9 protein-coding genes are annotated in these 14,626 nt (G+C 43.0%); 5 read left to right on the top strand and 4 right to left on the bottom strand.

Annotated elements, in window-relative coordinates:
- Positions 1 to 21: 21 nt before the first annotated feature.
- From WH223_RS07595 to WH223_RS07580, 4 genes are read right to left on the bottom strand one after another with little or no spacing between them, the layout of a single operon-like run.
- A complete protein-coding gene (locus WH223_RS07595; protein ID WP_340046952.1) occupies positions 22 to 1,098 on the bottom strand; it encodes a dihydrodipicolinate synthase family protein in 1,077 nt (358 codons plus the stop codon).
- Positions 1,098 to 2,114, bottom strand: a complete 1,017-nt coding sequence (locus WH223_RS07590) for an NAD-dependent epimerase/dehydratase family protein (RefSeq protein WP_340046950.1) — start codon at positions 2,112 to 2,114, stop codon at positions 1,098 to 1,100. Before WH223_RS07590 ends, WH223_RS07595 begins: the two co-directional genes overlap by 1 nt.
- 9 nt (positions 2,115 to 2,123) lie before the next feature.
- Positions 2,124 to 3,341, bottom strand: coding sequence for an Nramp family divalent metal transporter (locus WH223_RS07585; protein ID WP_340046949.1), 1,218 nt, complete (start codon positions 3,339 to 3,341; stop codon positions 2,124 to 2,126).
- A gap of 18 nt (positions 3,342 to 3,359) precedes the next feature.
- Positions 3,360 to 4,868, bottom strand: a complete 1,509-nt coding sequence (locus WH223_RS07580) for a PQQ-dependent sugar dehydrogenase (protein ID WP_340046948.1) — start codon at positions 4,866 to 4,868, stop codon at positions 3,360 to 3,362.
- 398 nt (positions 4,869 to 5,266) lie between these two features.
- On the opposite strand from WH223_RS07580, the gene WH223_RS07575 reads away from it, so the two are divergent.
- From WH223_RS07575 to WH223_RS07555, 5 genes are read left to right on the top strand one after another with little or no spacing between them, the layout of a single operon-like run.
- Entirely contained in the window at positions 5,267 to 8,455 is a 3,189-nt protein-coding gene (locus WH223_RS07575; RefSeq protein WP_340046947.1) for a SusC/RagA family TonB-linked outer membrane protein, read from the top strand.
- 10 nt (positions 8,456 to 8,465) lie between these two features.
- A complete protein-coding gene (locus tag WH223_RS07570; protein WP_340046945.1) occupies positions 8,466 to 10,304 on the top strand; it encodes a RagB/SusD family nutrient uptake outer membrane protein in 1,839 nt (612 codons plus the stop codon).
- Positions 10,305 to 10,331: 27 nt separating this feature from the next.
- Positions 10,332 to 10,736 (top strand): hypothetical protein, encoded by a 405-nt coding sequence (locus tag WH223_RS07565; RefSeq protein WP_340046944.1) that lies wholly within the window; start codon positions 10,332 to 10,334, stop codon positions 10,734 to 10,736.
- Positions 10,737 to 10,740: 4 nt separating this feature from the next.
- A complete protein-coding gene (locus tag WH223_RS07560) occupies positions 10,741 to 11,736 on the top strand; it encodes a DUF4466 family protein (protein WP_340046943.1) in 996 nt (331 codons plus the stop codon).
- A gap of 55 nt (positions 11,737 to 11,791) precedes the next feature.
- Complete coding sequence (locus tag WH223_RS07555; protein ID WP_340046942.1) at positions 11,792 to 14,560, top strand: hypothetical protein; 2,769 nt, start codon at positions 11,792 to 11,794, stop codon at positions 14,558 to 14,560.
- Positions 14,561 to 14,626 lie beyond the last annotated feature (66 nt).

Genomic DNA, 14,626 nt, shown 5'->3' with positions numbered 1-14,626 from the left:
GAGGTTTTTTTATTATCTTACTTATAGTTTATCTTCATTTTCCATCTGCTGCAGGAACGAAGCAACGAAATCATCGTCGTTCAATTCTGGATAGTCAGCATGCACACGGTCTATTTCGGCTTGCTGTCCTGGAGATAATACTTCTTTGGGATTTAAGCACCAAATGCCTTTTAGCAGGCCTTGCTTGCGTAATACTTCATGGATTCCAGGAATGCAACCGTGAAAATGGTTCGCCGGATCAAAGAAGGCCGCATTACTGTCGGTAACATGCACACCTTTTGCTAAAAGGCTATTCAATGTTTCCACAGCAGGATTTTTACGGTATGCTTTGATTTCATCCATTAATGCTACCGCTTTGGCTGTCCAAACGGCCCAATGTCCTAATAAACCGCCTTTGAAAGTTACCGTTACAGGAGTACCATCTACCGTGAAGTTATAGTCTGTTAGCAAGTCTGCTAAGATATTGTCATCATTGCCGGTATACATGGCAATCTGGTCACGGCGGCTAGAATTGGCAACGGCGCGCATAACATCTAGTGTTTGGTAGCGATTGAAAGAAGCACATTTAATGGCTTCAACATTATCAATCTCTACAAAGGCTTGCCAAAAAGAATAACTGAAGATACGGCCTCCAACGGATGGCTGTAGGTAAAAACCAAAGACAGGCATCACCGCTGCTACCGCGCGGACGCGTGCTAATATTGCCTCCTCCGTCCAGTTTTGCAGGCCACCCATACTGAGTAGGCCGATATCATAACCTAGTGAAGAGGCTAATTCAGCTTCTTTTACAGCTTGTTCTGTAGGGCCACAGATACCCGCAATTTTAAGAAATCTATTGCCTAGCTTTGCTTTATCAATTTCTTCGGCCGCAATGCGTAATACCGGCTCCAGTAAGTTGTATTGTGGCTCCCGAATTTCAAATTGCGTCGAGTGGACCGCTACAGCAATACCTCCAGCACCACTTTGTATGTAGTAGTTGGTTAGTAGGCGCTGGCGTTGCTCATCGAGCTGTCTGTCTTCCGTGAGGGCAAGTGGATGTGCTGGCAGAACAAGGCCTTCCTGTAGTCTCTCTTTTAGTTCAGGGTGTAGTCTTTTCATTAGAATTTTCCTCCTCTCTCTTGAAAGTGTGTCGCTTTACCAAACTCTTCGCCCTCATTAAGTAACCAGGTCGCCGTAATGTCAATGACCTCACGAATGGTAACGCGTGGATAGCCGAATAGGCGGTGGCTCTCACTAGCGTTGTTCAGCAAAGCTGTACCTTGTGCTTCATGGATAAACTGTGGCTCTTTATTAAAAAGTTTGCCAAATTGTTGCGCTACCCAGCGAGTAGATAATGTTTCAGGTCCTGTGACATTGAGCATCTTAGCGGGGCTTTCGCAATGTAGCAAAGCACGTATAGCCCATTCGTTTGCATCGCCCTGCCAAATGACATTCACGTTTTCGGTACGCAGGTCTATTGCTTTTCCCGCTAAGACGGATTTAGCAACTTCTAAAATCACACCATATCTAAAATCTACCGCATAATTGAGGCGATAAATCAAGGTTGGTGTTTCGTTTTTCTTAGCAAAATATTGGAAAATACGCTCTCTGCCTAAGCACGACTGTGCGTATTCACCAATAGGCTCTGGAGTGCTGTCTTCACATACGCCTGCTTCATTTATTTTAACAAAAGGAAGCACATTTCCCGAAGAAAAAGCGACAATATTGGCGTCTTTAAACTTCTCGGCTACTCTTCCCGGCAAATAGGTGTTCATGGCCCAGGTGAAATCCTCGTTTCCTGTAGTCCCGAATTTATGGCCGGCTAAAAATATAATATTTTGTACTTGTGGTAAGGCTTGTAGGTCAGTATCATTCAGCAAATCACAAGGAATCGTAATGATCCCCAAATCTTCTAACTCTTGACGTTTCTTAGCATCCGAGAAGCGTGAAGCGCCATAAACTTTCTTCTCAATACCTGCCGCCCTGATGGCATCAACGGCTAATTTACCCATGCTAGGGCCCATTTTGCCGCCAATGCCAAGTAGCATGATATCGCCGTCTATTTTTTGTATATCTTCAATTAAAGTAGCTGATGGTTTTGTCAGCGATTGTTCAAATTCAAGTAAGTTTATCATAATCTATGCTTATAAAAAAAGTTGTTTAAAGTTTACGATAGCCAAGAAGATAACCAGTAAAAGACCTAGTATTCCAGCTATTTTTTGAAAAGTATTGTTTTTCTGTGGCCCCATAAATTCTTCGCTATTCGCAACAATAAACAAGGCAATACCAATAAAGGGAACCAAAAATATCGTTACACTTTGCGCTAAGACAATAAGTTGTAGGGGCATCTTGCCAAAAATTAAGGCGATGATAGCACCAAAGACCATGACAGCCGAGATGAACCATTTTACGTGCTTGCTATCAAGCTTGCTCGAATAGCCTAAGGAGTCGCCCAGCATGGCGCCACCAACCGTAGCATTACCAATTAAAGAAGAGAAAGATGCACCAAACAATCCGATGAAAAAGAGGGTAGTAGCCGACGAACCGAATAGGGGTTCTAGTGCTTTTCCCATATCTGATGCGGAGTTTACATGTATTCCTTTAGGGTGCAAGATTGCCGCGCCACAGATCAGTACGATGGCACTCATTAATCCTAATAAGAAAATACCAATGGTACTACTAAATTGCGCATTGTCTTGGTTTTCCCGAGTTTGGTTGAGTGATTTGCGTTTCTCTTGTACAAGGTACGCTTGGTAGAAAGCGCCTACCAGCGAAAAGCAAGAGGCAATGAAGGCAACGACAAGTCCGGTTGATGCCTCAGGAATCGATGGAATTAAGCCTTGAGCAATGCCTGCCAAATCGGGCTTCGCTAGAAAGGAGGTTGTCACAAAACAGACAAGCATCAGGATAATTAAAGCGAGCATGATGCGTTCAAGCATCTTGTAAAATTGACGGAAGAATAAAAGAGCAATACCCGCAATATTGAATAGTATGATCCAGAGCTTACCACTTGTTCCCGTAGCTTCCGCCAAAGCAATGCCTACACCTGTGGAATTTCCTGCCTGGAAGGATGTTGCCACCAAGAAGATGCCTATTCCGATAATAATGCTAGCGGTCTTTCCTAGTTTCTTGCGAATCAGCGTTAGTAAAGAGTCGTCACTAGCATAACCGATACGCGCACTCATATTGGTGAAGATGAGCATAAAGAATATAGCGACTACAATCACCCACAGTAAGCTGTACGAAAATTCAGCACCCATTTTTGTGGTGATAGTCATCTTGCTGGGGCCAAACACGAGAGCCGCCGTAATAATTCCGGGACCAAGTACCGAAATCAGTTTTAGAAAATAATTTTTCTTCATAATATGGAGTAAGAAAGGTTAGCGCTTTTGTTTGATTTGATTGGCTGTGATTGATGTGCCGCTACCAAACTGCTTGCTGATGTAGCTAAGGAGGCTGCTGAGCTCTTCATCTTTCATAAAAGCAAAGCTCGGCATCATTGTTCCATAGTTTACCCCATCAATGGCCTGCTTGCCATCAAGGCCTTTAAGCACAATGGTTAGGAGGCTATTGCTGTCTTTTACCCTTGCTGAGCCTTTTAACGGTGGGAAGGAGTTTTTCACACCAAGACCATCTTCTTTATGGCAAGAAGCACAGTAGTTTTTGTATAAAACAGCACCATCAACTTTTGCCGGGGTTGCCGGCTTATCTTCCGTTAATAAGTTGTCCTTTAAGGCTTTTTTAACAGGACGTAGGCGTATTATTCGATCGTCCGTAGGTTTCGGGAATCCCGGTTGTGGGTTCCAGTCACGATTGCTTGTTGTTAAGAAAATATCGCCATTGGGCGCTACGCACACTGCTCTAATTCTACCATAACGATTGGTGAGAAACACTTTTTCTGAAAGAATGCTTTTACGGTCGTCTGCCAAATGTAGAATGCGTAAACTTTGGTTCTTTAAGGTGCCTAATAATAAACTGTTTTTCCATTCTGGGATGATATCATGGTCGTAAAATGCTAACCCTGATGGTGCAATTGGTGGCCCCCAAGTGCGCAAAGGTGCTGTGAAGGCCGTTGTTGAACCTTTTTTCTCAGCTTCTGTGCGTGTGTCATAGCTGCCTTCAAATAATGGCCACCCATAGTTGTGTATGGGTAAAATATGGTTTACTTCGTCTTCAATGGCATCGCCATGTTCGGAGGTGAAAATATTTCCACGCTCATCGATAGTTAGTCCTTGCATATTGCGAAAACCCCAGGCATATACATAAGAGTTTGGAATAGGGTTGTCTTGCGGAATGCTGCCATCTAAGTTTATGCGTAATATCTTTCCGTTTAAGCTGGTTGAATCTTGAGCTGTAGGAAAGTCGTAGGCATCGCCCGTCGCCCAATAGATGATATCTTTTTGGGTAAGGTGTAAGCGTGTGCCATTATGTGCGGTATTTCCTCTGATTTCCAAAAGTTGTGTTGGATGGATTAAAGTGTCCGTAGCGTATTCATAACGAACTAATTTGGAGCTTATAACGCTATCTTTCTTTGTCGTGTAGTTTAGGATGACGTAGGGATGCTCAGCATCTGTTTTTTGTACGGCAATTCCTAGCAATCCTGTAGACCGTTTTTGAAATACATCCGTAAGATGGAGAAGCTGTTTAACCTTTCCGGTTTTTAAATCTAATTGTTTTACGGTACCCGCAATCTCAGTGAAGATAAGCTTGTCTTTGTGATAGGCGAGCTCCCAAGGTACCTGCAGGCTATCTGCTACGGTCGCTATTTCCAATGTTGTGCTATCCAACTGAAGGTAGTCATCCACGCTTTTGCTGTAGTCTCCTGCATTTTTACAAGCTTGCCCCATTGCCAATGCCGCTAAGGCATAGATAAACAGTTGGTTTTTCATACATACATATTAGGTTTCGGATTTGAGGTCCAAATTGTTAATCCAAATATAAGTAGAAAATAATTTGGTATACAAAAAATATTGAAAAAAGTATTCAAAATAAATTTCACTGTTTTGGGTTATCTGCTTGTCTATAACTTCACTAGGCTTTTAAGGAAAGAAAAAAAATATGTTAAATTATTTTGATTGTTTACATAATCATTTTATAATTGTATACAATAATCAATATATACCCTTCTGGATGCTTATGATACATCTAGAAAATAACGTGCTACTAAATTATGAATGTCTATGAACGTAAACAAAGATTTGTGTGGTCATTTATTCCTTAATGAAGGTTTTATCTGGCATCTGGCAGGATTGTAATAATATAATATTCCACTTTAAACCAAAAATTAATGAAATCTAATCTGAACAGGATTCGAGACATTGTCTTTTGCAACAAGGTACTATACTTAGTTCCGGTGTTGCAATTAGCGAGCATGAGTATTTCCAAAGGGGAGTCTTATCGTGTCGCTAATGCATCTGTGCTATTCGAAAAAGGGGCAGGGGGGCCTTTGCGTGTGCAGACAATGATGCTCAACAAACAAGAGCTTTTGCGGGGAAAAGTTCTTGATGCTCAAGGGCGCCCACTATCGGGGGCTGAGGTCAGCAATTTAAAAAACAAAGCAGTAGTCACCACGGGTGCAAATGGGGAGTTTGCCATCCAAGCTGCGGCTACTGATGTGTTGCGTATTCGATTAATCGGTTTTGAAAGCCGCGAGCTTCCAGCTTCCTTAGCGCAGTCTATCACGCTGAAAGAAAGCCTTACCGATTTGGATGAGGTGGTGGTAGTTGGTTATGGTACGCAAAAGAAGTCGGCCATAACTGGCGCTGTATCTACAATTAAGCTTGATGAAACGACCGCAGCGCGTGGTCTATCCAATGTGTCGCAGGCGCTATCGGGTATGATGCCCGGCCTAGAGGTTAGTCAGAAGTCGGGTATGGCGGGTAATAATGCGGCCGATGTGATGATTCGCGGCTTGGGGAGCTCGAATAATGCAGGACCTTTGATTGTCGTGGATGGTATGCCTGATGTGAATATGAATCGGGTAAATGTGAATGATATTGAGAGTGTTACGGTGTTGAAAGATGCCTCTTCAGCAGCGGTTTATGGGTCGCGTGGTGCTAATGGTGTTATTTTGATAACAACGAAGTCAGGGAAACGTAATTCGAAAGCATCGATTTCAGCAAGTGGTACATGGAGTTTAGTGAAGCCTACGAGCAATTTTGATTTCGTAAATAACTATGCGCGCGCCATGACGGCTACACAACGTGCCGAATCGGTCAATGTTATGCCTGGTTCGTTTAACTTCCGTAATGCGACCATTGATAAATGGTTGGCCATGAGTATGATTGACCCGCGCTTGTATCCAAGTACCGATTGGTGGGATGTGGTACTGCGTGATGGACAATCTGCCAACTATAATGTTTCTGCAACGGGAGGTAGTGAGAATAGCAATTATTACCTTTCTGCAGGGATGCTTGATGAAAAAGGTATTCAGATAGGTAATGATTTTAAGCGCTATAATGCGGCATTTAACTTTGATACCAATATCAATAAGAAGATTTCTACTGGATTACGTTTTTCTGGAAACTGGTCTAAGTATAAGTATAACTACGAGGATGGAATGACGGCTAACTCAACGAGTGGGTTAGATCTGTTTACTTCGCCGGCAGGTATTCTTCCTTATGATCCATTGACGGGTTGGTATGGAGGGGCGATGGCCTATAATGAAAGCGTACAGGCTAATAATATTTATGCTGACTATATGGTGCGTAACCTTAATAACATGGAGCAGAAACAAGCTCTTGTTAATGGTTATGTAGATTGGAAGCCCTTAAAAGGACTTTCTGCGCGTGCTGATTACACCATCAATTATGATACGCGTTTCCAATGGAAAGCGGATATGCCTACCGAGCTTTATAACATACAGACGGAAATGGTGACAAGAACCTTGGTTTCTAAAAATGAAGGTATCTATAATACGGATCGTGAGAATTATAAAACGCAGCTGAACTTCCGTTTGTCTTATGATACCAAATTTGGTGAAGATCATAGCTTTTCTGCTTTAGCGGTATATAGTGAAGAGTATTGGAAAAATAGAATTTTAACGGGAAGCCGATTGGATAGGCTGCATCCAAATCTACACGAAATCGATGCCGCATCCAAGGATGTGCAAACATCGGGAGGTTCATCATCAGCCGAAGGCTTGCGTTCTTATATTGGCCGTTTAAACTATAGCGCCTTTAACCGCTATATCGTGGAAGGAAGTTTTCGTGTCGACGGTTCATCTAAGTTCTTGCCAGGTGATCAGTATGGTTTCTTTCCATCAGGATCCGTAGGTTGGGTGATTTCGGAAGAGCCATTCTTTCAAAACTTAAAAGCTAAAACGGCCCTGAGTAATGCTAAAATTCGTGCTTCTTATGGTTCCTTAGGGAATAACTCTGGTGTTGGTCCTTATGAGCAACAAGAGATGTTGACGTCCAACCCTTATTATTTAGGGGCAAATGTTGTTCCTGGTCTGATTAATAGACGTCTGGTTAACTACGATTTGACTTGGGAGAAAACCACTGTTTTTAATTTAGGTTTGGACTTAGCTTTCTTTAATAATCGATTGACGACAGAATTAGAGTATTATAGACGATTAACGACGGGTTTAAATCGACCTTCTGACGTTTCTATGCACCTGACCGGATTGTTTACAGCTCCACGGAGAAATATCGGAGAGATGGAAAACAGAGGGGTAGAAGCAAATATTACGTGGAATGATAAGGCTGGCGATGTACGCTATCTTTTGAACTTCAATATTGGCTATAACAAGAATAAACTCTTGTCATGGAATGAACAGTTGCAGCGTGGCTCTCTTTTCATAGATATGCCTTACAATTTTGTCTATGCGTTTGAGGCTATAGGTATTGCACAAACGTGGGAAGATGTATACAAAGCTACGCCGCAAGGGGCTGCTCCAGGTGATATCTTATTGAAAGATGTGAATGGAGATGGCAAGATTGATGCCAATGACCGCGTCGCCTATCCTGCCTATCAGTTGGGACGTCCGAAAGTTAACTTTGGTTTCCGCGGCAATGTGGCGTGGAAAGGATTTGACCTTTCCTTTCTATTACAAGGAGCAACAGGACGCAAAGAGTTTTGGATGAACAGGTCGAATACACCTTCTTTAGGGACGGCAAATCAGGCGGTGACGGTAGATCAATGGGAGAATAGCTGGAACCTAGATAATCGTAATGCTTTATATCCTCGTTTATTACCTAGCACCTTGATGGGTAATAGTACGAATTCCTATTTAAGCACCTACTGGTTGCAAAATATGTCATACCTGCGTGTAAAGAATCTGCAATTGGGATATACCTTTCATAAAGATTTGTTGAAAGAATTGGGTATAGGTAAGTTACGTGTTTATGGCTCTATGGATAATGTAGCTGTTTTTACCAAGTTTAAAGGGCTTGATCCGGAGAAAAGTAGCTATAGTAATGATGCTTATCCTATCACGAAGAGCTTTGTGTTTGGTTTGAATGTTGAATTTTAAGAAGAGTTTTATGAAAAATACTACATATATAAAGGGGCTTTTTCTTGGGCTTTTTGGGTTGACCATGCTCGTGTCGGGCTGTCGTAAAGACCTCTTGAAGCAGGATCCTACTTCTGCGCCTAGTCCAAATACTTTTTGGGTAAGTGAAGATGATGCCAAGTCTGCTTTAATGGCTAATTATGCCAATTTTAGACCTTGTTTTGATCGCGATTATCACTTTGATGGTCATGGTGAGTTTTTGAAGATGTGGAATGTCGGTGCAGCACCGATTTCGATGACTGTAAATAGCCCGAGTAATTATGGTGGCGGTGCGTCAGCATTGTACCGTGCCCTTTACGGGTCTGTTTTTTCTTCTAATTTCGTGATTGTTAATGTGCGTGATCGTTTGCTTCCTAAGGCGAAAACAACGGCGGCACGCGCCAATTTAGAGGCTATCATTGCCGAAGCACGCTTGCTACGCGGTATCGCTTACTTCCGTCTGATCTCTTTATGGGGTGATGTTCCTTATTTTAATCAGGCTTCACCAGCAGTGATTGAGGCCGATACCGTTTCGCGAATGTCTATAGCACGGGTTAAGGATTCTATTATGGCTGATTTTACCTATGCGATAGAGAAGCTACCAAAAAAAGGAGAGATTATTGGTCGTGCAGGGCAGCCAGCAGCGTTGGCATTCCGTGGTAAGCTACAGTTATTCTGGGGGAGCTGGAAGAAAAATGGATGGCCAGAGCTGGATGGTTTTACACAGTCGACTTCTGAAGCGAAAGTAGCATTCGAAGGGGCCGCAGCCGATTTTAAACGCGCTATCAACGATTATGGCATGAAGTTATTCCGCAACGGCGACCCTGGTTCTTGGGGTGAAATGGGGGATGCCAATGTGTTGCCAAATTATTACTACATGTTTATTCCGACCACGGGCAATTTAAGTCAAGATGAAGAAATGGTGATGGTGTTGACGCACGGTGGTGTCGGTACAGGTCAAAGTGAAGAATATGTTCGCGTATGGACTGGGCCACTGGTGGCGTATGGTCAGAATCAGGCTATTCCTCGTTATGAAATGGCCGATCGTTACCAGTCGACAATCACGGGTGATTTCTTGCCAAAAATGGTGCAGATGGATCCCGGAAAAGTGCCTACAGCACGTACGGCTGCAAATTCAAGCGTCAATCCGGAGTCGTACCGTAACCGCGATTACCGTATGAAGGGAACTATGATGTGGGAATATGAGAAAATCATGGGTATGACGGCGACGGATGCGACGGGCTTCCTTGTGTTTTTATATAAAAATTGGGGTAATAAAGTTACGGTTGGCGGAAGTGTGTACACGACCTTCACAGATAACACGACAAATCTATCCGGATTACAGGCGCGTAAATTTGTCCGCAATTATGCGGGGGTGTCACGCAGTGACGGTAACTACAATTGGCCATTAATGCGCTTGGCAGATATTTATTTGATGTATGCTGAAGCAAGCAATGAGGCTTACGGCCCGCAGTTGGATGCGATAGATTTGGTCAATAAAATACGCCGTCGTGGTAACCTTCCGGCTTTGAAAGCAGATAAAACAGCGAGTAAAGATGCTTTCTTTGACGCAATCGAGCAGGAGCGTATCGTAGAGCTTTTTGGCGAAGGTCAGCGCCCGTTCGATTTACGTAGATGGCGCAAGCTGGAGACTGTCTTTGGTAAGGTGTATGGTGATGGTTTGTGGTTTAAAGATACTTTTGGCAATAACTGGGAGCGTTTCTTCTTTAATGAACCGGAGCTAACGTATCAGCGTTGTTATATCTATCAGATTCCGGAGACGGAAAGAAACAGAAATCCAAATTTGACACAAAACACGCCGTGGAAATAGTTTGATAGCCTTTATAATTTGAAAAAAATGAAAAATATAAAAATAGTAAGCTTATTTCTTATTGCGACGGTTTTACTGGTCGTAGGCTGTAAGGATAATTATCCGATGGATGATGATGGCTTGTTGATTACGAATCGTGCCGAATGCTACGTCAGTAATTTCGAGCTTTTAGGAGCCGATTTTCAAACGGTACGCACAAAGGCTGCTCTTATTGATACGGTAGCACAACGTATTGATGTCGAGGTGATGTTTGGGACCGATCTAAAGAATTTGTTTCCTCAATTTAGCTTGGTAAATGATGCTGTTTTGGACCCTAAGATTGTGGGGAGAGAAGATTTTTCTAACCTAACAACGCCGAGAACATGGACTGTTGTGTCGGGCAATCGGAAGGTGAGAAAAACGTATACTGTTTATTTAACCGTTAAAAAATAAAGTCATGAAGAACATCAAAAAATACCCTTGGACAAAAGCTCTTTTTGTGCTGCTGGTTACTTTGACCGTGGCCTCATGTAAGGATAAAGTATATGAAATTCCGGGTGCCAAATCGGGCTTGCAAACAGATGTACTGAAGCGATCCTTAGGTCCCAATGTGGTAGGAACAGCTATCGAGTTTGTCTTTGCTGCCGCAATTTTACCGGAAGAAGGTCGTATAGCTGAACTTTCCGTAGAAGCGTCTATACCTGGTGCTGCTAAAACCTATTTGGAGCACCGCACTTTTGAGCCTTCTGGTAGTGGTGAGGTGGCTACGGTGGTAGGGACGCCAGCCGTCAATGAAGTTAATAGAACGACCGTAACGCTGACGCGTGATACCGCTGCTGTAGCACTTCGTTATTACTACTTTATTCCAGAAGAAGCGCGTGGCAAAACGGTGAAATTCACCTTTCATGCGAAGACGAAAGATGGTAAAACAGCCTCTTATGAGATGGGACCATATGAAGTTCGTATGATGGATATGGCCTTGGATTTGGTGGCTACCGATGCGCAGAAATGCTATATTTCTATTGAGGATATGAAGGTTTACAATGCGGCTGAGATTGCTGCAGCACCACAAAAGGCTGACTTAGTTTATCTATACCGCGCTTTAACGAACGTTACTTTTGCGCATGCTTTGGTAGCGCCTTCGGCGGATCCAATCTACCTGCCGGGCGTAACGTTGCCAACGGGGGTCAATAATCGTACAAAAATCATTAAAGCATGGACGGTGCGCGACCAGCAATTGGCGCGACTACAGTATGGTGTTTTTGTCGATGATATTGATTTGCGGGAGCGTACTTTCGTAGACGCGCCTGATTTTGCAATTAACGTGCGTAATGAAGGTGGTGTTTGGGTGGAGACGGCGGACGGACGATACCGTGCTTATGTTTATATTAATGCAATAAACCCGACAGCAAAAACGATGACGGTAAGTATAAAAAGATTAAAGGTTAAGTAATAAGTTAGTAGAAGCTAGATTAGCCTTTGTGGCTAAACAATTTAGATATATTTAGATGAGAAGAACTTTTTTATATACGATACATTTTTTAATTACTGTTAATCTAATTCTGTTTAGTTCTGATAGAGCGCAAGCTCAAAAACACGAGACTGACAATGGGGGAAGTTTTGTGAAAACAATTTCTGCGGAGGATATGCTTATTCAACATAAGCGTATCCTGTTGCAGAAAAAGTCCAGCACAAATCCCTATGCTACACTGAGCCTGAAACCGCAGGTTTCAGCCAAAGAGGCCGAAATGGATGTGAAGTTGAAGGTCACCGTTCCTAAAGAAGGGCTTTATGTTTTTGAAACTTTCGCAGTACCCATAGCAAAAGATAGTTATGGCAAAACATTAAAAGATAAATTCTTAGCGAGTCATATTCGTATCCAACAAAAAGAGAAGCGACCTACAAATCGGGTGCTGTATGATAACTACAAAGGTAGCGTGCAGGTGCTCGGTAAGTTTGAGCTCGCTAAAGGGGAGAATGAAATAAGTTTAGGGCTGCCTGAAGGGCTGCGCTTGGCTACCGTTACGGTGCGTGCCTATGAAGCTCCGCAGCCAATTCAAGAGGCCTTAGCTTATGTGCCTACAGTTGTGCCACCAGCAGGACATCCGCGTTTATGGGTAAATCAGGAAAGTCTAAAGCTGGTGCAGAGCCGTTTGTTGGCTGCGGAAAACAAAGATGTATGGGAGAAGCTGAAAGCTGAGGCGCAAAATCCATATGCTTTTTCTTTTGATTCACAAGTCGAGATTGGTTATGACGAAGCGCTTGAATTGATAATTGAGAAAAAAGCCTTTTACTACTTGATGACGAATGATGTTAAGGTGGGTAGTGAAGTGCTACGATTGACCAAAGATTATTTAAGTGTACTGGAGTTTGGTACAGCCATGTATGGCGATATATCGCGCGAAATTGGTCGTGCTATTTATAGTGCAGCTTTAGTGTATGATTGGTGTAATCCGATATTGACGGTAGCGGATAAAGATTTTCTGCGCAAGGCAATGTTACGCTTAGCGAAGGATATGGAAATTGGATGGCCTCCATTTCATGGTCCAGAAAGTATTATTAATGGGCACGGTAATGAAGCGCAAATTTGTCGCGATTTATTAGCGATGAGCATCGCCATCTATGATGAAGATCCGGAGCCTTACAAATACACGTCGTTTACCGTTTTGGAGCAGCTCGTGCCTATGCGTCAGTTCGAATATGCGTCGCCACGCCATAATCAAGGCGTTGATTACGGGGGCTATCGCTTCGGTTGGGAAATGCATGCCGTTTGGTTTTATTATCGCATGTTAGGACGTGAGGTCTTTGATAGTAATATCAAAAACTTGCCTTATTATTGGGTGTACATGCGTACTCCTGATGGTAAAATGCTGCGTGATGGCGATATGTTCAACGTTAAGTATGCCAGTAGCGGCAATTTCTACTGGAAGAATCCACAAACGATGCTATTGAGCTATGCCTATTCGGGTGACCCTATCATCAAAGGGGAGTTCTACAAGCAAGGGGCTTTGCCTGATAATCCGGTGTTATTCTTGCTTTTGAATGATCCAAACCTTGTGGCGCAGAAAAGCCATGATGAACTACCGCTAACAATTGATTTTGGCGATGTATTGGGTGGAATGATTGCACGTACTGGCTGGAATCAGCAGCCTGAAAGTAAGGATGTTGTTGCCGAGATTAAAGGTGGTGGTTATCATTTTGGAAATCATCAACATGCCGATGCTGGAGCTATCCAGCTTTATTACCACGGTAATCAAGTGGTAGACCTTGGTTTGTACCTTTCTTATGGTCCTCCTTATGATTTTAACTTCAATAAACGTTCGGTGTCGCATAGCATGATGCTGGTGCGCGACCCTAAGGAGCCGCTACGCTTTCGTACGGAGGCTAACGATGGAGGCACACGCTTTAGTCAGTTGTTTCCGAAGACCGCAGAAGAAACTACACAAGATCCATGGTTTAATACAGGTGAGGTGAAAGCAGTAAGCTTTGGCCCTGATAAAAAGAAACCTGTATACAGTTACTTTCAGGTGGATTTAACGGCTGCATATACCAGTAAGATTAGTGATTACACGCGTAACTTCTTGTTTATTAATCTAGAAAATGATAGCATTCCTGCCTTGGTGGTTATGGCTGATCATATACGTAGCGCAAATCCTGATTTCCAGAAATATTGGCAAATAAATACATTGAATGCGCCTCTCGACTATGCTGCTGGTTGGCATCTGTATAGCGAAGTGAAAGGAATAAAAGGTAATACCTATGTAGATATGCTTTATCCATCAGCTGCCGACCGTAAAGTTGAAGTGTTATCGGGGGAGCTGGCTAATCATGTATTTGGCTTCCAGTATAAGCCTAATTCATTATGGCCTGAAGCTAAAGGTACGCGCATCATGGTGTCGCCAAAGACAGCGCAGCAGGATGACTCCTTTTTAACGGTATTTCAAATGACAGCAGATGGCGTCCTTCCTCATGCGGTAAAGCGTCGTAAGGAAGGTGATTTCTATGTGTTGGAGCTGGCCAATCAGGTAATTTGTGTGCCTGCTCGTTCGGGTTTTCTTTCGGGTGAAATTCGTCTGGATAATCTAGGTGCTAAAAACAAGCGTATTACGGTTGTAGGGCTGGAGTCAGGCTATTGGCAAGCTACCGATGGTAGTGCAGCGCCGAAGAGCGTTATTATTCAAGCGCGTAATAATGTATACAGTATAGAAACTAAAGCTGATCGATTGATTTTGAAGCCTGGTCGTTTTTACGGGTTCCCGGAATATAAAATTGATTGATAATAAAAGGCTTGTCATGTTTTCGTTATATGCGAATAAAAATGTAGATTTGATGTTTTAATGTAT

It is taken from the genome of Sphingobacterium sp. MYb382 (assembly GCF_037572665.1).
Taxonomy (GTDB): domain Bacteria; phylum Bacteroidota; class Bacteroidia; order Sphingobacteriales; family Sphingobacteriaceae; genus Sphingobacterium.
The sequence above is the reverse complement of the archived record's forward strand: the minus strand, read 5'-3'. Positions and strand labels throughout refer to the sequence as shown.